This is a genomic window from Leucobacter sp. BZR 635, assembly GCF_048061935.2.
In the GTDB taxonomy this organism is placed as follows: domain Bacteria; phylum Actinomycetota; class Actinomycetes; order Actinomycetales; family Microbacteriaceae; genus Leucobacter.
Genome location: NZ_JBLUNZ020000005.1, coordinates 14366 through 34313, shown reverse-complemented (window position 1 = coordinate 34313; position 19948 = coordinate 14366). Strand labels below are relative to the sequence as shown.

Annotated in this window: 18 protein-coding genes; 5 read left to right on the top strand and 13 right to left on the bottom strand. The window is 66.5% G+C overall.

The window, feature by feature from the left end; genetic code table 11:
• Positions 1-314: 314 nt before the first annotated feature.
• From mnmA to ACI1US_RS01160, 5 genes are all read right to left on the bottom strand, one after another.
• Positions 315-1478: a tRNA 2-thiouridine(34) synthase MnmA gene (gene mnmA, locus ACI1US_RS01180; protein WP_461637483.1), complete on the bottom strand. Its 1164-nt coding sequence runs from the start codon at positions 1476-1478 to the stop codon at positions 315-317.
• A gap of 129 nt (positions 1479-1607) precedes the next feature.
• Positions 1608-2846 (bottom strand): cysteine desulfurase family protein, encoded by a 1239-nt coding sequence (locus ACI1US_RS01175; RefSeq protein WP_461637487.1) that lies wholly within the window; start codon positions 2844-2846, stop codon positions 1608-1610.
• Positions 2847-2896: 50 nt separating this feature from the next.
• Positions 2897-3895 (bottom strand): tetratricopeptide repeat protein, encoded by a 999-nt coding sequence (locus ACI1US_RS01170; RefSeq protein ID WP_461637481.1) that lies wholly within the window; start codon positions 3893-3895, stop codon positions 2897-2899.
• Positions 3896-3898: 3 nt separating this feature from the next.
• Positions 3899-5038, bottom strand: coding sequence for a hypothetical protein (locus ACI1US_RS01165; RefSeq protein WP_461637479.1), 1140 nt, complete (start codon positions 5036-5038; stop codon positions 3899-3901).
• Positions 4983-6242 carry a hypothetical protein gene (locus ACI1US_RS01160; protein WP_461637477.1) on the bottom strand — a complete coding sequence of 420 codons (1260 nt, stop codon included), beginning with the start codon at positions 6240-6242 and terminating at the stop codon, positions 4983-4985. The genes ACI1US_RS01165 and ACI1US_RS01160 overlap by 56 nt, the downstream gene beginning before the upstream one ends.
• A gap of 207 nt (positions 6243-6449) precedes the next feature.
• Between ACI1US_RS01160 and ACI1US_RS01155 the strand changes: the two genes are divergently transcribed.
• Together ACI1US_RS01155 and ACI1US_RS01150 are read left to right on the top strand one after the other, a co-directional pair.
• Entirely contained in the window at positions 6450-9521 is a 3072-nt protein-coding gene (locus ACI1US_RS01155) for a coiled-coil domain-containing protein (RefSeq protein ID WP_461637475.1), read from the top strand.
• 78 nt (positions 9522-9599) lie between these two features.
• Entirely contained in the window at positions 9600-10130 is a 531-nt protein-coding gene (locus tag ACI1US_RS01150; RefSeq protein WP_461637473.1) for a ribonuclease H family protein, read from the top strand.
• A 444-nt stretch (positions 10131-10574) separates the two neighbouring features.
• Here the strand turns inward: ACI1US_RS01150 and ACI1US_RS01145 are convergent, their stop codons facing one another.
• The 8 genes from ACI1US_RS01145 to ACI1US_RS01110 form a co-directional block, all read right to left on the bottom strand.
• Positions 10575-11186, bottom strand: a complete 612-nt coding sequence (locus tag ACI1US_RS01145; RefSeq protein WP_461637471.1) for an aggregation-promoting factor C-terminal-like domain-containing protein — start codon at positions 11184-11186, stop codon at positions 10575-10577.
• A 57-nt stretch (positions 11187-11243) separates the two neighbouring features.
• Positions 11244-11810: a DivIVA domain-containing protein gene (locus tag ACI1US_RS01140; protein ID WP_461637469.1), complete on the bottom strand. Its 567-nt coding sequence runs from the start codon at positions 11808-11810 to the stop codon at positions 11244-11246.
• Positions 11807-12727 (bottom strand): phosphatidate cytidylyltransferase, encoded by a 921-nt coding sequence (locus ACI1US_RS01135; RefSeq protein ID WP_461637467.1) that lies wholly within the window; start codon positions 12725-12727, stop codon positions 11807-11809. The genes ACI1US_RS01140 and ACI1US_RS01135 overlap by 4 nt, the downstream gene beginning before the upstream one ends.
• Before the next feature lie 5 nt (positions 12728-12732).
• Positions 12733-13287, bottom strand: a complete 555-nt coding sequence (gene frr, locus ACI1US_RS01130) for a ribosome recycling factor (RefSeq protein ID WP_461637465.1) — start codon at positions 13285-13287, stop codon at positions 12733-12735.
• 69 nt (positions 13288-13356) lie between these two features.
• On the bottom strand, positions 13357-14076 hold the full coding sequence (gene pyrH / locus ACI1US_RS01125; protein WP_461637463.1) for a UMP kinase: 720 nt from the start codon (positions 14074-14076) through the stop codon (positions 13357-13359).
• Positions 14077-14227: 151 nt separating this feature from the next.
• A complete protein-coding gene (gene tsf, locus ACI1US_RS01120; protein WP_416549713.1) occupies positions 14228-15058 on the bottom strand; it encodes a translation elongation factor Ts in 831 nt (276 codons plus the stop codon).
• 71 nt (positions 15059-15129) lie between these two features.
• Positions 15130-16011, bottom strand: a complete 882-nt coding sequence (gene rpsB, locus ACI1US_RS01115; RefSeq protein WP_416549714.1) for a 30S ribosomal protein S2 — start codon at positions 16009-16011, stop codon at positions 15130-15132.
• A 422-nt stretch (positions 16012-16433) separates the two neighbouring features.
• Entirely contained in the window at positions 16434-16595 is a 162-nt protein-coding gene (locus ACI1US_RS01110) for a hypothetical protein (RefSeq protein ID WP_461637489.1), read from the bottom strand.
• Between ACI1US_RS01110 and ACI1US_RS01105 the strand changes: the two genes are divergently transcribed.
• From ACI1US_RS01105 to dprA, 3 genes are all read left to right on the top strand, one after another.
• Positions 16527-16889, top strand: coding sequence for a YraN family protein (locus ACI1US_RS01105; RefSeq protein WP_461637485.1), 363 nt, complete (start codon positions 16527-16529; stop codon positions 16887-16889). The genes ACI1US_RS01110 and ACI1US_RS01105 overlap by 69 nt on opposite strands.
• Positions 16886-18484 (top strand): YifB family Mg chelatase-like AAA ATPase, encoded by a 1599-nt coding sequence (locus tag ACI1US_RS01100; protein ID WP_461637460.1) that lies wholly within the window; start codon positions 16886-16888, stop codon positions 18482-18484. The genes ACI1US_RS01105 and ACI1US_RS01100 overlap by 4 nt, the downstream gene beginning before the upstream one ends.
• 104 nt (positions 18485-18588) lie before the next feature.
• Positions 18589-19875, top strand: a complete 1287-nt coding sequence (gene dprA, locus ACI1US_RS01095; protein WP_461637458.1) for a DNA-processing protein DprA — start codon at positions 18589-18591, stop codon at positions 19873-19875.
• The last annotated feature ends 73 nt before the right edge of the window (positions 19876-19948 follow it).

The window sequence follows — 19948 nt, the reverse complement described above, 5'->3', positions numbered from 1 at the left end:
GAACCGTTCGATATCGGCGGTCAGCGCCGCGCTCTCGGCGCGCGCCGCCTCGAAGTCGCCTGGGATCTCAGCTGAATCAGTCACGCTCCCAGTTTACGAGCTGCCTCTGACACTGAGCTACGCGCAGCGCGGCGTGGGATCACCCCTTTTGAACGCATCTCCTGGCCAATCTGCGCCACGCTGCCGCCGGGAGCTCCCTCGCTTATGGCGCGAACTGACCAGAAGTTGCGGGTGGGGCGGGTGGGGCGGGAGGGGCGGGAGGGGCGGGAGGGGCGGGAGGGGCGGGAGGGGCGGGTGGCGCGAGGGGGCAGGCCCTAAGCCGCTACGTGCTCGCGCGCGGAGAGCGCCCGATCCACCGTGAACTGGCCGAGCACCCGCGTGCCCCGGTACAGCACAGCGGTCTGGCCGGGAGCAACGCCGGACAGCGGTTCGGTCTGTTCAAGGTTGATGTCCACGACGACCTCGTGGGTCGCGTCGGCGCGATGCTGCTCGGTGCGATCTGACTCGAGGATCGGCACCACGCGCGCACGTGCGGGCACGGGGTCGGCGTGCGCCCGGATCTGCACATCACAGTCGAAGGTCTCGGTGAGGTCGAGCCCAGGCTCGCCCGCCCAGGTAAAACGGCCTCCGGCGATCTGGGAGATGTCGAGCATCTCCCGCGGGCCGACCACGACCTGGTTCGACACCGGACGGATCGACAGCACGTAGCGCGGATTGCCGTCGGGGGCAGGCACGCCGAGCTGCAGGCCGCGGCGCTGCCCGATCGTGTACCCGTGCGCGCCGTCGTGCTTACCGACGACCGCGCCGGACTCGTCGAGGATCTCCCCCGGCTCGCGGTCGAGGTGCTCCGAGAGCCAGCCGCGCGTGTCGCCGTCGGGAATGAAGCAGATGTCGTGGCTGTCGGGCTTCTGCGCGATCTGGATGCCGCGATCCGCAGCTTCCTCGCGGATGAGGGCCTTCGACGGCGTGTCTCCGAGCGGGAAGTAGCAGCGCTCGAGCTGCGGCCCGGTGAGCACTCCGAGCACGTACGACTGGTCTTTTGCCCAGGCGCTCGCGCGGTGCAGCTCGGGGCCGTTGCCCTTGTCGAGCAGGGTTGCGTAGTGGCCGGTCGCGACCGCGTCGAAACCGAGCGCGATCGCCTTGTCGAGCAGCGCCGCAAACTTGATCTTCTCGTTGCAGCGCATGCAGGGGTTCGGCGTGCGCCCCGCCTCGTACTCGGCAATGAAGTCGTCGACGACGTCGGCCTTGAATCTCTCGCTGAAGTCCCAGACGTAGAACGGGATCTGGAGCAGGTTCGCGACGCGACGGGCGTCCATCGCGTCTTCGATCGTGCAGCAGCCGCGGGAGCCCGTGCGGAGGGTGCCGGGCATTCGACTCAACGCCAGGTGCACCCCGACGACTTCGTGCCCTGCGTCGACCGCGCGCGCAGCGGCGACGGCGGAGTCAACTCCGCCACTCATAGCTGCCAAAATCTTCACCAGAGCAGCTTAATCGTTTCCTGCGCCGCGCGCTTGGGGATTCGGTGTGATTGGACGCTCAACCCGCCCGTCAGCGAAGCGCAACCCGCCCATACTCCTTCGAACTGTTGTCTCATGCCGCGGGAAAACTCAGCTCAGCCCGGCTGCGCGCGCGCCGCGGAGGGCACCCGGCAATGCCGCCAGGAGGGCGTCAATTTCGGCGTCGCTACTCGGGATCCCAAGCGTAAATCGCAGCGCCCCGTTCGCCTCTGCCTCGTCCACTCCGAGCGCGAGCAGCACGTGTGAAGTCTCGGCGACACCGGCGCGGCAGGCTGACCCGACAGACACCGATACCCCGGCGGCATCGAGCAGAAAGACGAGAGAGTCACCCTGGCAGTCAGGGAAGGTGAAGTGTGCGTTGCCCGGCAGCCGCGCGGGCTGGTCTCCGGGCATGTCGGAGCGCAAGTCGGAGCGCAAGTCAGAGTGTGCCGCGGCGGAACTCCCGAGAGTGCATGCCTCATCACCCCGCTCGTCGACCGCGCCCCGCAGCACGGCGCTGGGGTCGATCTCGCGCACACCGGCGATGAGTCGGTCGCGCAGCCGCCGCAGGTGACGCAGATGCGTGGGGCATGGCGAAGAGCTCTCCGGCTCAAGCACATCGTCGAGCGCGGCAGCGAAGGCGACGGCTCCCGCGGTGTCTTGGGTTCCGGATCGCCCACGCTGCTGCGAGCCGCCGTGAAACAGCGGTTCGAGGCCAGCCCGCCGGCCGACCACGAGTGCGCCCACGCCGACTGGCCCGCCGATTTTATGGGCGGAGATGCTGAGAAAGTCCGCGCCGGAGTCCGCGAAGTCGATGCGGAGCTGCCCGAGCGCCGCCACCGCGTCGACGTGCGTCGGCACGCCAGCGGCCCGCGCGACCGCGCACAGCTCGCGGACGGGTTGCACGGTGCCGATCTCGTTGTTCGCCCACAGGAAGGAGACGAGCGCAACGCGCGAGGGGTCGGCCGCCGCAATCGCCGCCGCCAAGACTTCGGGCTGCAGCCTGCCGTCAGAGTCCAGGCTGAGCCACACGAGCTCTGCGCCCTGCGTGTCTCGGAGCCATTCGGCTGCCTCGATCGTCGCGTGGTGTTCGCCGTCGGCGACGAGCAGCACCGGGCGGTGGGCGTCGCGCTGCCGCGCCCAGAAGGCTCCCTTGAGGGCCAGGTTGATCGACTCGGTGCCGCCGCCAGTGAGCACGAGTTCTGCGGCGTCGCAGCCGATCCCCGTGGCGATGCGCTCGCGCGCTCCCTCAAGCGCCTCGAGTGCGCGCTGGCCGTGTCCGTGGGTTGAGGCCGGGTTGCCGACCTCGGTGAGCGCTCGCGTGTACGCCTCGAGCACGCCGGCGCTCATCGGAGACGTTGCGGCGTGATCGAGGTACGCGTGAGCTGCCACTTGCGGGCCTAGTAGAGCAGGTTCGCGAGTCTGCCGCGCGCTGCGATCACCCGTGGATCAGCGACGCCAACCACCTCGAAGAGTTCGAGCAGCCGGGTGCGGATCTCCGTGCGCGCATCGTTATCGCCCGCGGTGAAGAGGTCGAGCAGCCGGAGGAACGAGTCCTCGATGTGGCCGCCCGAGAGGTCGAGGTCTGCCACCCGCATCTGTGCCTCAAGGTCTTCGGGGTGTGCCGCCGCGTTCGCGCGAATCTCCTCGAGCGTGTGGCCCTGGAGGCGCAGCAGCAGCTTCGACTGCGCAAGCGCGGCCTTCGCGGTGGCGTCGGCCGGAGACTTCTGCAGCACCGCTTCCCACTCGCGAACGGCGGTTTCGAAGTCGCCGCTCTCGGCGGCCTCAAACGCCGCGAGGTGCGCTTCGGGAATCTGCGGCTCAGCCGGGACAGCGCTCTCTTCCGCGCCGGTCTCTGGCGCGTTCACGCGGCCCGCGACACCGTTTTCCTCGGCGAGCTGGATGAGGCGCACGAAGAACTCACGCACTTCCTGCTCGGGCACGGCACCCTGGAAGAGCGGAACCGGTCGCCCACCGACCATGGCAACCACCATGGGGATCGACTGCGCCTGGAACGCCTGCGCCAAGCCCGGGTTCGCGTCGACGTCGACCTTCGCGAGCAGCACGCGCCCGTCGAGCTCGCGCGTGACCTGCTCAAGAATCGGCGTGAGCGCCTTGCACGGCTCGCACCACTCCGCCCACAGGTCAAACACCACGGGAACGACGGCAGACAGCTGGGCGATCTGCTCGAAGCTCGCGTCGGTGACGTCCATCACGAGCGCGGGCACGTCCACCGTCTGCGGCGGGCCCTGCACGCCGGGGGCACCCGGTGCCCCGGGGCCGGCGGGCGCGCCGGGCTGGGCTGCGGCAGGGGATCCCTGCGCTGCCGCCCCGCGCTGAGCGAGATGGCTAAGGTCGAGTCCCCCGCTGGGGATCCGCTGCGGCATGTGCGTGGACATAAGTTAGTTCCCTGCTCCGACCAGCTCGCTCGTCACTCCGAGGAGCTGGATCTGTGATCCGTCTTCTTTGCTTGGCACAAAGAAGAGCAACTGGTGTGCAACCTCACGCACAATCTTGTCCTGCTGGCCTGAGAGACCCGACAGAGCGCTCACTGCGCCCTCCGCCTGGGGCTTGTACCGGCCACCGGCCGAGTCAACAACCTGCGACTCGATCACGGTCGTCGCGATGAGCGCGCCGCCGGCACCGGTCGAGAAGCTCACAATCGGCTCAGCGCCCTGCGCGACAGCGACCGAGTATTCCTGGGTCTTGTCGTCGGCCTCGGACTTCTGCTTTGACTGCTCGACCCAGGCCTTGCCGTAGTTCGGGAGCAGCGGGTCGTTCGTGAGGTCGAACGGCTTTGCCTCGGCAACCTCCGCTCCCCCCTGCAGAATCGCGGCGTAGGCAGCACCAACATCGGCTGGCTTGAGCACGAGGCTCTCGATGTCGTCAGAGAGGAGGGCGGTTCCTTCCTCGGCGGGCGCGGCCTTCGGCATCTCGAGCCCACCCTGGAGCGCGATCACCCGGGTGACGCGGTAGTCCACCTGTGGCAGCCGCTGCGTCAGCACGAGCGCGAGCGACGGCGCGTCGGTCGCGTTGCCGTCGGCGTCAGTTCCCGCCTCCGAAGCAACAGTCACGAAGAGCGTGCGCGGCCAGCCCTCGGTACTCTGCACGAGCCGGTAGCCCAGCATCTCGTTGGTGATGGTTGCCGGGACCGAACCGTACTCGGGCACCTCGCCGCGGATCTTGTAGTTCGCGGAACGCTGGGTGAGCGCGTCACCCTTGAAGCGCGATTCGATCGCCTCGGCGCTCAGGCCCTCGTCGCCCGCCGCGGCGGCAAGCGCGACGCGGTCGATGATTGTCTGGATCTGTGCCTCCGACACCGGAACCGGCGCAAGGCTGCTCGGCTCGATGACCTCGGCTTCAAGCGTTGCTGACGGCTCCGGCGCGATCTCGGGCCAGTAACTGGCCGAGCACCCCGAGAGCGCAAGCGCTGCGGTGAGGCCGATTCCTGCAAGCGTCGCGCGCTTCGCAGCGCGGCGTCGTGTATTACTCCGCATCATCATCCCCCTGCTTGGCAGCTGCTCCTTCATCGAGGTCTGCATCAACTTCCTCGACGGTTTCCGCGTCATCAGCGGGTTCGCCGGCATCGGTGCTGTCGGCATCCGCGCTGTCGGCATCCGCGTTGTCGTTATCGGCGCTGTCGTCAGCAAGACCAGGAGCTGACTCCTCGTCGACGGGCAGCGCTTCGCCTTCCAGTACCTCGGTGTCAGGGGCTTCTTCGTCAAGCACCTCGCCGTCAAGCACCTCGCCGTCGACCGCGTCCACATCCTCGCTATCGGCTTCGTCGAGCACCTCGTCGACGACCTCAGCGGTGACGATCTCCTCATCATCGGCCGACAGCGTTTCCGCATTCGTCTCGACTGCGTCTTCGGGGTTCAGCGATCCTTCACTGTCTTCGCCCGCTCCCACAAGAGAGGCTGCGCCCGCTCCCGCAACCACGGCACCCGCAGCACCAGCGGCGGCTCCGCCGGGAGCAACCGCGTCGGGGGTGTTGTCGAGGCTGCCACGCTTGGGCGCTTCAGCGTTCTGATCTGTTCTGCGACGCTTCGAACCACCGAACAGGTTTCGGACGCCGATGAGCGGGCCCTTCCTGCCACGGCGCGGGCCGAGAGCGCGCTTATCGCGGTCAAACGCGATGAGGTAGAGCACGGCGCCAAGAGCTGCGAACAGCCCACCAGCGGCGAGCAGCGGCCCAGCCCACGGAGTCGAGCGATCCTGCACCCAGACCACCGCGGTCCCCTTCGGGATCGGGCCCGCGTCAGCGCCCGCAATAATAATCGACTGGTCGCCGGCTGCGGTCACCGCCATCCGGGTCCCCGCTTCGCTCCCCGAGCGCTCTTCGAGCCACAGATCGCTGCCGCGCGGATCGAGCGGCACGGCCTTGCCTTCGGCGTCGACCTCGAGCAGATCGGTCGTCGGCGCGACGCCCGCAACAGGCTTGCGCACGATGGACTTCGTTGCCGGATCGATCGTCAGTTCGACGTGATCAAACGGCTCAAGCCAGGCTGCAGCGTCGCGAGTGTTTGCGAGTGCGGAGAACGTGGATTCGCCTCGCATCACGAGATTTGCTTGGCCATCGACCTTCTCGAGTTCAGAGACATCGAGCACCGCGTAGGCTGCGGTCTCGTCGGATCCCACAGAATAGGCAATTTCTGCGGGGCCAGCGAGGAACGTCCGCTGGCCTATTCCGAGCAGCAACAACACCCCCGAAATGGCCAACGCCACAATGGCTAGGACGTATCTCACCGAGTTCCTCCAGAGGTCCGTTCGGCTGCCACGCAGGCGCGCGACATGTATCAACCGTATAACGGTACCCGAGCTTGTGGGGTGAGCGCTGAGCGGGTACCAAATAAAGCGCCCGAGTTACGTGCGGGTATCATGGGATAGTTCCGCGTTACAGCCGGGCGACGCCACGACGCACGACGTGCGCCAGATCATTTTATCGGAGGGTCCGTGACCGACTCAGCACAGCAGTTCACTCCTGCGTTTCGCGGCTACAAGCGCGAGGAAGTCGACGAACGAGTTCGCGCCCTGAGCGGCCACATCGGCACGCTTCAGTCACACCTCGAATCGCTGCAGGCCGCACACCAGCAGTCGGTGCACTCTGAGCAGGAACAGCGCCAGCTCATCGCAGACCTGCAGGCACAGGTCGCTGAGCTTGGGGCCTCCGGCTACTCCGGTCTTGGCCTCCGCGTCGAGAAGAGCCTGCAGTACGCCGAGCAGCACGCACAGGGCCTCATGGCTCAGGCAGACCTCGACGCTGACAAGATCCGCAAGTCGAGCGAGGCCGAGAGCGCCCGGCTCCTCACGCAGGCTCAGGCCCGCGCAGACGAGTTGCTGAGCTCTGCGAACGAGCAGGCAGAGGTCATGATCCAGAGCGCGCGCTCCGACGCCGCCCGCCAGGGACACGATCTCAACACCGAGCGCGAGCGGCTGCTCAGCGAGGCACAGCAGGCGGCGGCTCAAACACTGTCTTCTGCGCAGTTGCAGGCGGACGCCCTCCTGGAAAGCTCCGACCGCGACGCCCGCGCCCGCGTCGCGCAGGCTGAGGCGACCGCCGAACAGCTGGTGAGCTCCGCGCAGGAGGCCGCGGCCGCGCTGCGCACCGAGACCGAGGTCGCGGCCACGAGCTTCGCCCGTCAGAAAGACGAGTACGAGCGCGACGCAGCCGCTGAGCGCGCCCGCCTCCAGCACGAAACCGAGCGTAGCCGCGCCGAGTTCGAGGCAAAGCGGCAGGCCGACGAGGCCTCCCTCGAAGAGCAGTACACCGAGCTCGAGCGCAAGCTCACCTCCGACATCGATGCCCAGCGCCGGGCACTCACGACCGAAATCGAGACGCTCCGCGAGCGCATCGCGCAGGAGCGCCAGGAGCACGACGCCGCGATCACCGAAGAACGCGCCCAGCACGAGCGCGCCGTGACAAGCGAGCGCGAGCAGCACGACGCACGCGTCGCCCAGGAGCGCGACGAACTCGAGAAGCGCATCGCACGCGACCTCGAGGCGCAGCACGCGGAGATCGCAACCCTCGCGTCCCAGGCGGGCCGCGAACGCGAGCGCACCGCGGCGCAGTTTGCCGCCGACCAGTCAAACGAGCGCGAGGCCTTCGACCTCCAGCTCGCGACCGAGCGCACCGCGCACGACGAGCTCATCTCCGAGGAACGATCGACACACGAAGCACGCATCGCGCGTGAGCGAATGGAGCACGACACCCAGCTCTCACGCGAACTCGAGCAGCACGAGGAGAGCCTCGCGGCCGCACGCCAGCAGCACGACGAGCGCATTGCAGCCGAATCCGCGACGCACGCAGAGCGCATCGCGACGGAGTCCGCTGCCCACGAGCAGCGCATCTCAGAGGAATCGCAGACTCACGCCGAGCGCATTGCGCAGGAGTCCTTCGACCACGACGAGCGCATTGCACAGGAGAACGCGCAGCACGCCGAGCGGATCTCGACCGAAAGCACCGCGCACGCCGAGCGGATCGCCGCCGAGAGCGCAGAGCAGGCCGAGCGCATTGCCGAGGAGCGACTCGCACACGAGACCCGCCTCGCAGACGAGCTGGGCGCGCACAACACCCAGCTTGAGAGCGAGCGCGAGGCGCACGACGCCGCCCTCGCCGCCGAGCGTTCCGCCCACGACGAAGCGATCACTGCCGGCCGCGAGCAGCACGAGGCGGCCGTCGCGCAGGAGCGGGCCGCCCACGAATCACGCATCGACGCCGAACTCCAGCAGCACACTGAGCAGCTCGAGACCGAGCGCGAGACGCATGACGCCCGCATTCGCGCCGAGCGTGGCGCTCACGAGGAGCGGATCCAGAACGAGCTTGGTGCCCACCAGGATCGCCTGATCGCCGAGTGGGAACAGCACCGCGGCCGTGTCGACGCCGAGCTTCTCGAGCAGCAGGAGCTCGCCGCGGCGACGCGCAGCGCGCTCGACGAGGAACTCAGCGCCGCCCGCGCCGAGCTTGAGCGCGCGCTCGCCGCTGAGCGCGCGGCGCATGACGCGTCGCTGTCTGATGAGGTGACGATGCAGCAGGAGCGGCTCGCAGCGCAGCTCACCGCGCACGAGCAGCGCCTCGCCGACGAGACCGTGGCAGCAGAGGAGAAGCTGCGCATCAACCGCGATGACTCCGCCGAGAAGCTCGCGATCGAACGCGAGTCGCTCGGGATGCGTATCGACCGCGAGCGGCAGTCCTGGGAAGACGAACTGCTGATGTCGCGCGAGGCGCAGCAGCGCGACCTCGCCGCAGCGGCTGAGCAGCACGCGGAAGATCTGCGCATCGAGCGCGAAGCCGCCGAGGCCGCTATCGCCCGGGAGATCGCCGCACAGCGCGCCGCCGTCACCGAGGAGACGACGTTGCTCCGGGCAGACACCATCGCCGAGCTCGCCGAGCTTCGCGCCGCGGAGACGGCTGACCTTGCCGCACGCCGCGCCGAAACCGAGGATGAGATCCGAGCCCAGCGCGAACAGATTGAGACTGAGAGCCGCGAGACCGCGCTCAGCATCGCCACCCAGCGTGAGAGCCTCGAAGCCGAGCTGTCCACCAGGCAGCGGGAGGCCTCTGACACGACCCGCGAGCAGCTCGAATCGGCTCGACAGGAACTCGCGTCACTGCAGACTCAGCTCACCGATGCCCGCGACGAGCACCAGCGGCTCCTCGCCGAGGCGCAGCAGGACGCGGCGCAGCTGCGCTCGGCAGCAGAACGCCAGGCTGGCGAGATCATTGTCGAGGCGGAGCAGCGCGCGCAGACCACCTGGGTCGACGCGGAGAACCGCGCCACGAAGGTGCTCGCGGCCGCAGAAGATCGCATGACGCAGCTGAAGGTTGAGCGCGGCGCTGTCGCCCGCTACTTCGAGAGCCTCGGCGAGGTGCTCGGCAACGCACAGAAGATGAACTCGGTCGCCGAGAACTTCGTCGAGCGCCCGGTGAACCGCGGCGGTCAGGCAGCCGCTGAGCCAGTCACTCTCGATGATTCCGACACCGGCTCAGCCGCCGGTGAGAGCGAGCAGCCGCGCAACGACGCGTAGCGCCGGCGTTCCGACCTGAATCATTCGGAGCTTTCGGAGCGGTCGGAGCGGTCGCTCAAGCCTGGCAAGATATTAGGTATGACGCTTACAGCTGCAGCAGACGGTTCAGCCCTCGGAAACCCCGGCCCGGCGGGCTGGGCGTGGGTCATCGACGGTGAGCGCTGGCGCGCGGGCGGCTGGCCGCGCGCCACGAACAACCAGGGCGAGCTGATGGCGGTGCTCGACCTCCTGCACGCAACCGCAGACATCACCGAACCGCTGCACGTGCTGTGCGACAGCCAATACGTGATCAACTCGGTGACGCAGTGGATGCCGGGCTGGAAGCGCCGCGGCTGGCGCAAGGCCGACGGCAAGCCCGTACTCAACCGCGAGCTCCTTGAGGCGCTCGATGTCGCTCTCGCCGGCCGCCAGGTGACGTTCGAATGGGTGAAGGGTCACGCAGGCCACCCGCTCAACGAAATCGCTGACGACCGAGCGCGGGCAGCTGCGGAGGCGTTCAAGCGCGGCTCAGAGCCAGATCACGGGCCGGGCTTTGCCGGATCCGCGCCCTCCCCCGACGTCGCGCTCGAGAGCGCGCTCCCCCAGCAGGCTCCCCCGACGCTGTTCTAGGCACCCGCGGGCCGTCACCGCCACGGTTCAGCGTCAGCAACGTTCCCGTAAGCGTCAGCAGCAAGCACTGGTCAGTTTGCGCCACCTGTCACGCGAATTCTCGTGAGCCGGTGGCTCACAGTGACCAGGAGTGTAGTGCCGTGACTACCGCCCGCGCCAGCAATGGGCGTGGAAGTGCCGGCGCTCGCGCACCGCGGCCTCGTCACCAAACAGGTGGTCGGCCGGCCAAGCGACGACGTGTGCCTGACCAACGGGCACATCGGTGCCGCACTCCGGGCAGCGATAGGGTTTCTCGGCCCGGTGCGCCGGGATATCCCGAACGAACCATTCCCTGCCGGCAAAGAACGCCTTCCGAGTTCCCCCGTAGGCGAGGCGCGTCACATCGCGTGGCGGCGTTTGAGCGGCTCGTTGATACTTATTCGGTCCGCGGCTGCGTGCCACGGCTTACCACCAGTTGTTGGCGGTCCAGAAGGCGTATGCGCCGGCCCAGCTGCCATAGCGATCTGTCGCGTAACCGTTCGCCCAGGTGAGGTTATCGATGGGGTCAAGGCCGTTGCCCGGCACCTTGCTGCACGGCAGCGCCTGAATCAGACCGCACGCGCCGGAAGACGGGTTGATCGCGTTCGGATTGCCGCTGCTCTCGCGCTGCGCGATGAAGTCCACATACGCCCAGTCGGACTCGGCGATGCCTGCTGCGGTCATCCAGTCAGCGAGCGAGCCGCCGCCCTCGTAGCGAGGAGGCGCGGCCGGAGACGCGGGAGCCTCTGCCGCAGTGGCTTCCTGAGGTTCGGGCGTCGGCTTCGGCTTTGGCTTCGGATCCGGGAGCTTCTCGATCGGCACATCCGGCAGGATGAAGTCGTCGGCAGGGTCGGCGTTCGGCACGAACTCCTGGTAGATACGCTCGTTGAGCGCTGCGGGAACCGCCTCAGCGTTCGCGTCCGTCAGCGTCATCGGCGCGACCGCTGCTCCGCCAAGGAGCACGGCGACAGCCGCGACCGATAGCGGTGCCCGAAGTCGGGTCCAAAGTCTGGTGGGGCGAGGTGTCTGAGTAGTCACAATATAACGATTCTATGTCAGAGTGCCTGGGAAGCCAAGAGCGAGCCCAGGGAGCGGTTAGCGGGTGGACAGAATGATGTCGACGAGGGCGTCGAGCAGTGCGTCAACCTGAGCCTCGTCGTAGCCCCGCCACTCGGGGTGGAACACTACCTCGCGGACCTCGCCGGGCGTGACAGAAATCTCACGGTTCGCAAACATCGCCCCGATGCGGTCGAGGAAGGCATCGACCTGCGAGCGGCGGTAGCCCAGCGCGAAGACGCCCCGGCGACGAAACCGCTTCCCGCGCGGTCGGCCGATTCGGCCGCGGACCTCTGAGAGCAGGCCGCGAGCTTCCCGCCACCATTCATCCTCACCGTGTTCGCGTACGATCGCGCGCCGCTCGCGCTCGAAGAACACGTCTTCGAGGCGATCCAGTGCCGCATCGACGTGGCGCGGCGAGTATCCCTTCCGCTGCATTTTGAACGCGAGGTTTCGCACGTCGTCAGCGTTCAGCGACTGTGCTCCGCCTTCCTCGTAGGCAGAGCGCGCCTGATCCAGAAACGCATCGACCTGCTGCGGCCGGTAGCCCTTCTCCCGCCCGTGCGTGAGCGGGAACGGACTCGACTGTTCGTCAGCGTGATTCAAGACAGCACTCCCAAGATGAGGGCGAGGCCGTAGGCAACGACCGTTGAGGGGAGCAGCGAATCTAGCCGATCGAGCAGGCCGCCGTGACCCGGGATCCAATTGCTCATATCCTTCACGTTGAGGTCGCGCTTAATGAGCGACTCAGTGAGGTCACCACCCGTGGCAGTGAGGAGCACGAGGACGCCGAAGATGAGCCCGATCCACCACGGCTGGTCGAGTGCGGTGATCGAGATCACGACACCGGCTACCATCGCGGCGACCGCCGCCCCGGCGAAGCCCTCCCAGGTTTTATTCGGGCTGATGCGCGGAGTCATCTTGTGTTTGCCGAGGGTCACACCTGCGGCGTACGCTCCGATGTCAACCGAAACGGCGATGAGGACGAGCGCGAACACCCACCACTCGCCGTTCGGGGCCGAGCGGAGCAGGATCGCGAAACTGCCGAGGAACGGCACGTACACGAGCGTGAACAAGCCCGAGAAAATATCACGAATGAGCGTTCTCGGCTCAACAGGGGTTCGAGCGGTGGCACCCTCAATAAGTCGCCAAATAGTGAGCATTGCCGAGGCCGCGAAGAGGCTCAGCAACAACCCTTCAGCGCCGTAGAAGTACGCCGCGGCGACCATGCTCACGCCGCCGATGGCGACGCCGATTCGCGGAACTCGCCGCCCCGCTACGCGAAACGCGGTCGCGAGTTCGACGACGGCGACCCCAGCGAGGATCGCGATGAACCAGGCAAACACTGGCTCCCAGAACAGCAAGCTTCCGACGAACACGGCCGCGAGCAACAGCCCGACACCGATTGCGAGAAACAGGTTGCGGCCTGCCTTCTTCTCAATCCGCGCGTTCGTCGCCTCGAGCTGGGCGCGAGTCGAATCGAGATGTGCTCGAATCTCCCCGCGACGCCCTCCCCCTGACATTCGAATCAGACCTCCAGGAGCTCTGCTTCTTTGCGCTTGAACGCGTCGTCCACCGCATCGGTGAACTGCTTCGTCAGCGCTTCGAGCTCCTTCTCAGCGCGGGCGACGTCGTCTTCGCCAACCTCGCTCTTCAGGGCATCAAGGTCATCCTTCGCGCTGCGGCGCACGTTGCGCACAGCAACGCGTGCGTCTTCCGCGCGGGTCTTCACGATCTTCACGAACTCCTTGCGGCGCTCCTGCGTGAGCTCGGGCAGGGTCACCCGAATGACGTTGCCGTCGTTCGTCGGGTTCGCGCCGAGATTGTGCATGTCGCGGATCGCCTGCTCGATGCCCTTCATCGCGCCCTTGTCGTAGGGAGTGATGATGAGGCTACGAGCATCCTGGTTCGCGACAGCAGCAAGCTGCGGCAGCGGCGTTGGCGTGCCGTAGTAGTCGACCATGAGGTTCTGAAGCAGTGCGGGGTTCGCACGGCCAGTGCGCACCGTCGCAAACGACTCCTTAGCTGCCTCAACAGCCTTGTTCATTCGTTCCTTCGCGTCTGCAAAGACTTCTTCGATCACGCTGCGTCTCCTCCACGACTCCCTGCCGCCCCGGTCGGGGCGGCATCGGCTTTCTGCAATACTTCGAGTTTAGCGGTGCACCAGGGTACCGAGCTTCTCGCCACGGAGCGCAGCGGTGACATTGCCCGCCGGCTCCATGCCAAATACTCGCATCGGCATGCCGTTATCCATGCACAGGCTGAACGCTGTCGAGTCAACAACCTTGAGCCCCTTCACCAGGGCCTCGTTGTAGGTGATGTCGTTAATGAGCGTGGCGCTGGGGTCAACCGCGGGGTCCGCCGTGTAGACGCCATCGACACCGTTCTTCGCGACGAGCACCTCGTCTGCGTAGATCTCAAGCGCACGCTGCGCCGACACGGTATCGGTCGAGAAGTACGGCAGGCCCGCGCCAGCGCCGAAAATCACGACACGGCCCTTCTCGAGGTGGCGGATTGCACGAAGCGGAATGTAGGTCTCAGCGACCTGCGTCATGGTGATGGCAGACTGCACGCGCGTCTCAACACCGGCCTGCTCAAGGAAGTCCTGCAACGCGAGCGCGTTCATGACGGTTCCGAGCATGCCCATGTAGTCGGCGCGGCCACGATCCATACCGCGCTGCGAGAGCTCCGCACCGCGGAAGAAATTGCCGCCGCCGACGACGATCGCGACCTCAGCATCGTCCATCGAAGCGGCGATCTCGCGTGCGATCTGGCTGACCACGTCGGGGTTCACACCGAGGGTGCCACCGCCGAACGCTTCACCCGACAGCTTGAGCAGTACCCTGCGCTTACGATTGCTCTGGTCGGACATCCGTCTCCTTCATAAAATCTTTGCCGGGTTCCCGGCCACTCCCCTGGAACGTTCGCCAGGACTTGGTGGGCACCGGCCTGCTCAACACAACAGCTTAGTGCCCACACAGCACAAAACCCGGGTCGCGAGGACCCGGGTTTTGTGTGTGGTGTTAGGCGCCCACCTTGCAGCGGGTGAAGCCGGTGACCTTGATGCCAGCTGCCTCAGCAACCTTTGCAACGTCGCGCTTGTCAGCGTCGAGTGCGTGCACCTGCTCGTTGAGCACAACCTGCTTGAAGAACGCGTTCAGGCGTCCCTCAACGATCTTCGGGAGCGCAGCCTCAGGCTTGCCCTCGTTCTTCGAGATCTCGGTGACGATGTCGCGCTCCTTGTCGACGTCGGCCGTGGGGACCTCGTCGCGGTTCACGTACACGGGCTCAGCGAACGAGATGTGCTGGGCGATGCTCAGCGCAGCCTTGTCGTCTGCACCCTCGAATCCGACGACGACGCCGATCTGCGGCGGCAGATCCTTCGACGTGCGGTGGAGGTAGATTGCGGTGCCGGGGGCCTCGATGCGCTCAACGCGGCGGAGCACGATGCGCTCGCCGATGATTGCTGCCTCATCGGTGATGAGGGCGTCGACGGTCTTGTCGCCGGCGGGAGCTGCGAGAGCTTCCTCAGCGTTCTTCGCGCCAGCGGCTACGACTGCGTCGAGCACCTGGTCAGCGAGTGCAAGGAACTTCTCGTTCTTTGCGACGAAGTCGGTCTCGCAGACGAGCTCGATCATCGTTGCAGCGCCCTCGCTCTGCTTTGCGGCTACGAGGCCTTCGCTTGCCTCGCGGTCGCCGCGCTTAGCGACACCCTTGAGGCCCTTGAGACGAAGGATCTCGATTGCCTTCTCGATGTCGCCCTCGGCTTCAACGAGAGCGTTCTTGCTGTCGACCATGCCGGCGCCGAGGCGCTCGCGCAGCTCCTTCACAGCGGCCATGCTTACTGCAGCCATGTGTGACTCCTTGGGGTTTGGATCCGGGCCGCGCTTGTGGCGCGACCCGGGTCAATGACTATGAGGGGTAATTACTCGGCTGCGGGTGCCTCTGCTGCGTCAGCAGCAGGTGCCTCGACTGCCTCGGCTGCGGGTGCCTCAACGGCCTCCGCTGCGGGTGCCTCAGCAGCGTCAGCTGCGGGTGCCTCAGCCTTGTCAGCGTTGAGGAGTGCGACCTCCCACTCAGCGAGCGGCTCAGCCGCTGCTTCGCCCTCGGCAGGCTTCTGGTGGCGCTCCATGAGGCCCTCAGCAGCTGCGTCGGCGATCACGCGGGTGAGCAGCGCAACCGAGCGGATTGCGTCGTCGTTGCCCGGGATCGGGTAGGTGACCTCGTCGGGGTCGCAGTTCGTGTCGAGGATCGCGATAACGGGGATACCCAGCTTCTTCGCCTCGTCGATTGCGAGGTGCTCCTTCTTGGTGTCAACAATCCAGAGCGCCGACGGCGTCTTGGTCATGTTGCGGATACCACCAAGGGTCTTCTGCAGCTTGTCGAGCTCGCGCTTCTTGAGCAGGAGCTCCTTCTTGGTGAAGCCAGTGGTGCCACCCTCGAAGTCGAGCTGCTCGAGCTCCTTCATGCGCTCCAGGCGACCGGTAACGGTCTGGAAGTTGGTGAGGAGGCCACCGAGCCAACGCTGGTTCACGTAGGGCTGGTTCACGCGGGTCGACTGCTCAGCAATCGCCTCCTGTGCCTGCTTCTTGGTGCCGACGAAGAGGATCGTGCCACCGCGTGCAACGGTGTTCTTCACGAACTCGTAGGCCGAGTCGATGTAGGTCAGCGACTGCTGCAGGTCAATGATGTAGATGCCCGAGCGCTCGGTGAAGATGAAGCGCTTCATCTTCGGGTTCCAGCGGCGGGTCTGGTGCCCGAAGTGGACGCCGCTGTCGAGCAGCTGGCGCATAGTTACAACGGCCATTGCCGTCTCCTGTTCTCGCGCGTGAACGCGCGACTGTTTGGTTAGTTCGGCCGCGGATGCGACCTGATCCTGGTGCCCACGGGTTTCACCACCCCTTGCGGGGACCAACGGCAAAACTCCGGTGATTGGGCACGCGAAGTCACCCCTTGCGGGGCGCAATTAGAGAGTCTACCACTGCTGGGGCCCGCAGACACAGTTTGCGGCTGCTCTTGGTGAGTTTTTCTTCGTCGAGCTCGCATGCCGCGAGTGTCGCTCATCGGCGGGCTATCGATGACCCCTTTGCGTTCCCCACAACCATAGATATTCAAGAAACCGTTCCAATAATTCCACATTCTCGCCTATCCTCACCCCTCACCACCAACAACACCGATGCTGGTTTCCGGAGGCACCACATGAACAGCGAACCTACACAGCACACCCAGTCAGCAACCCAGCATCGTTCCCAGCATCGTCCCCAGCCCGCAGACCGCGAACAGCAGCAGCAGCAGCAGCAGCGAACACTCCATCAGCACACACTGCGAACTCATAACCAAACGCTTGGCGCTCGCGGGGAACAGCTCGCGGCACAGCACCTCCTGAGTCACGGGTTTCTACTCCTCGCCCGCAACTGGCGTTGCGCTTACGGAGAGCTCGACCTCCTCATGCGCGAAGACGGCACATTTGTTGCAGTCGAGGTGAAGACTCGCAGCGGAACAGGTTTCGGGTCACCGCTTGAAGCAATTACCGCGAGGAAAGCCGCACGTTTGAGGCGTCTCCTGCTTGAGTGGGCGCGGCAGACAGGGCACCGCGGCGCGCGGCTTCGCGTCGACGCGGTGGGGGTCCTGCTGCGTCCCGGCTCCGCCGCGCCCCACTTCGAGCACCTTCGGGCGATCGCATGAGCCGGGGCGTGTGCCGAGCCGCCGCGGTTGCGCTCACCGGCCTCGCCGGCACCACAGTCATGGTCGAGGCCGCAGTCTCCCGGCAACTTCCCGGAATGGCGATCATCGGGCTGCCCGACGCAGCGCTCGCAGAGGCGAAGCAGCGGGTGCGCACTGCCGCGGCGCAGGCAGGGCTCCCGCTTTCCGAGAGGTTCGTCGTCGTGAATCTTGCGCCAGCAGCCCTCCCCAAGCAGGGCTCCGGCTTCGACCTCGCGATAGCGCTCGCGGCACTCGCTGCTTCCCGCCAGCTCCCCACCGCCAAACTCGCCGACACCGCGCACATCGGCGAGCTGGGGCTCGATGGCGGGCTGCGGCGTCCGGCCGGGCTGCTGAGTACCGTCATCGCAGCCCGGGATCTTGGGTTTGCACGAGTCCTCGTTCCCTCGGAAGCCGCAACCGAGGCCCGCCTCGTTCCGGATATCGAGGTAGTCGAGGCAGCGAGCCTCGGTGCCGCTGTTTCCTGGCACCGTAACGAGGCCGGGGACTGGTCTGATACCGGTGACTCGCCTACTCATCAGGGCCGCGGTGCGCCCTCTGCTGCCCTCGGGCCACCCGACGCGAGTGCTGCCGCCCGCACGGAGACCGTCGATATGTCTGAGATTATCGGGCAGGAGGAGGCCGTCGAAGCGATGGTGGTTGCCGCAGCTGGCCGCCATCACATCTCACTCGTCGGGCCGCCAGGCTCCGGGAAGACACTACTTGCCACACGACTAGCCACGATCCTCCCCGATCTTTCGCCGCACGAGTCGCTCGTCGCGAGTAGCATCGCTTCGCTCAGCGGATCTTCGCTGCACTCGCTGGTTCGCCGGCCGCCGTTCGAGAGCCCCCATCACACCGCCTCGTCCGCCGCGATAGTCGGTAGCGGCGATGCGCGCGGTATCCGGCCAGGCGCAATCTCGCGCGCAAGCTACGGTGTGCTCTTCATGGACGAGGCACCCGAGTTCGGCAGGGTCGTTCTCGATGACCTGCGCGAGCCACTCGAAGCAGGAACCATCACCATTTCCCGCGCCAAGCTGCACGCGGTGCTGCCAGCAAAACTCCAACTCGTCCTCGCAGCAAACCCCTGCCCCTGCGGAAACGCCGGCGCTCCCGAAACGGCGTTCGCGTGCACCTGCTCCCCCAACACCCGCATGCGCTATCTCGGCCGGCTCTCGGGCCCTTTGAACGATCGAATCGACCTGCGACTGAATGTGCGCAGAGTGAGTAGCGTGCTCCTCACTAGTGCAGCGGCAGAGAACCCGGTGAGTTCCGGTGTGACAAGCGCCCAGCTGCGTACCCGAGTAGAGCGTGCGCGTGAGCGAGCCCGTGTTCGCCTCGCAGACACACCGTGGAACTTCAACGGCGAGGTCCCGGGTGATTGGCTACGGAGCACAACCATGCGGCTGCCGACGGCGACGACTGCCGCGATTGACCGCGCACTCGCGCACGGAGGGCTCACGCTTCGTGGCTATGACCGAATTTTGCGCATCGCTTGGTCAATCGCTGACCTCGCAGAAGTGCCGCGTCCAGGGCGCAGCGAGGTCGCACAAGCACTCACGATGAGAGGGGTCTCCTGATGACACAGAGCAGGCAAACACACGCTCCCGCTCACACTCCCGCTCGCGCTCAGCTGCCAGCAACGGTCACTGACCAGGCGGCTCCACAACAGCCGGATAGGGAAGTGTCGGTTTCACCGCGGCCATCGAAGCCCCTCATTCGCGCAGACACGGAGACGCGCAAGCTTCTCGGGTCACTCTGCGGCGAGCGCGAGCTTTCCGCGGCAGCGCTCGACGTGCTGCTTGCGCGTGCGGTGTGGTCACGGCTCACCGAGCCGGGCGATGCGGCGGCTGGGGAACTCATCGAAGCGCTCGGGCCGCAGCACGCCTTGGATCTCGTCGCGGGCAAGTACTCTCCTCATGCGATCACGAAGCAACTCCGTGGGCGAGGATCCGGAGACGTCCCGCTGTCGCAGCGGCAGTTGAGTGCGGCACTCACGCGTTGGAGACCACGGCTTGACCGAACCGCGACGGTGCGTGATCTCGAAACAGCGCTCGCGACACAGATGACGCTTGTAACGCCGGAAGACGCGCGGTGGCCGAGCCAGGTCGACGACCTGGGCTCGCACTCGCCGCACGTGTTGTGGGTGCGCGGATCTGTCGAAGCGCTTCGCGCGCAGGCACTCGCGGTCGTTGGGGCGCGTGCTTGCACCGGGTATGGCAGCCATGTCACGACCGAGCTCAGCAGCGAGGCCTGCACCGCCGGATTCACGATCATTTCGGGGGCCGCGTACGGCGTTGATGCCGTCGCTCACCGAACAGCGCTCGCGCTCGGCTCCCCCACCGTCGCGGTGCTCGCGGGCGGGGCAGACCGCCCGTACCCCGCGGCGCATGACCAGCTCCTCACGCGGGTTGCCAGCCAGGGGGCAATCTGTTCGGAGCTGGTCCCGGGCTCAGCACCAACGCGGTGGCGGTTCTTGCAGCGCAATAGGATCATCGCGGCGCTCGCCGGAGCTGTACTTGTGACCGAGGCCGGGGTGCGCTCGGGAACACTGAACACCGCGGGGCATGCCGCCGAGTTGGGGCGGCTTCTCGGGGCTGTTCCGGGGGCCATCACCTCCGCGGCTTCGGCAGGCTGTCACCGACTCGTGCGCGAGTACGGCGCGGTCCTCGTCACGAACGGGCAGGAACTCCTCGAGCTCCTTGGCGCAGACCCTGCTAGTTCCGTTCCCGGCGGTGACGGGCAAGCCTCAAGCGATTCCCCGGATCGAACCCCACCGCTGCATGTGCGCGTGCTCGACGCGCTCCCCCTCACTGGCGGCCGCTCCGCCGCAGATACGGCTGTTCGGGCTGGGCTATCGCGCAGAGAGACCGCGGATACGCTCGCCGAGCTTGAGCTGCTTCGCTACGTTGTCCAGACACCGCCTGATTCCGAAGGCATTCCTATGTGGCAGCTTGTTCGCCGCACATGAGCGCAACCGCGGTGCGCGGTTGCGTCTTCACCGTGCGGCGACAATCACGAATCACCGCGCCCGGCAGTGGCAT

Excerpts from the sequence above, each read along its gene's own strand:
- ACI1US_RS01150 (WP_461637473.1), top strand. The coding sequence starts at position 9,600 with ATGACGCTTACAGCTGCAGCAGACGGTTCAGCCCTCGGAAACCCCGGC.
- rpsB (WP_416549714.1), bottom strand. The coding sequence starts at position 16,011 with ATGGCCGTTGTAACTATGCGCCAGCTGCTCGACAGCGGCGTCCACTTC.
- pyrH (WP_461637463.1), bottom strand. The coding sequence starts at position 14,076 with ATGTCCGACCAGAGCAATCGTAAGCGCAGGGTACTGCTCAAGCTGTCG.
- tsf (WP_416549713.1), bottom strand. The coding sequence starts at position 15,058 with ATGGCTGCAGTAAGCATGGCCGCTGTGAAGGAGCTGCGCGAGCGCCTC.
- ACI1US_RS01100 (WP_461637460.1), top strand. The coding sequence starts at position 16,886 with ATGAGCCGGGGCGTGTGCCGAGCCGCCGCGGTTGCGCTCACCGGCCTC.
- ACI1US_RS01170 (WP_461637481.1), bottom strand. The coding sequence starts at position 3,895 with ATGTCCACGCACATGCCGCAGCGGATCCCCAGCGGGGGACTCGACCTT.
- ACI1US_RS01165 (WP_461637479.1), bottom strand. The coding sequence starts at position 5,038 with ATGCAGACCTCGATGAAGGAGCAGCTGCCAAGCAGGGGGATGATGATG.
- ACI1US_RS01135 (WP_461637467.1), bottom strand. The coding sequence starts at position 12,727 with ATGTCAGGGGGAGGGCGTCGCGGGGAGATTCGAGCACATCTCGATTCG.
- ACI1US_RS01175 (WP_461637487.1), bottom strand. The coding sequence starts at position 2,846 with ATGAGCGCCGGCGTGCTCGAGGCGTACACGCGAGCGCTCACCGAGGTC.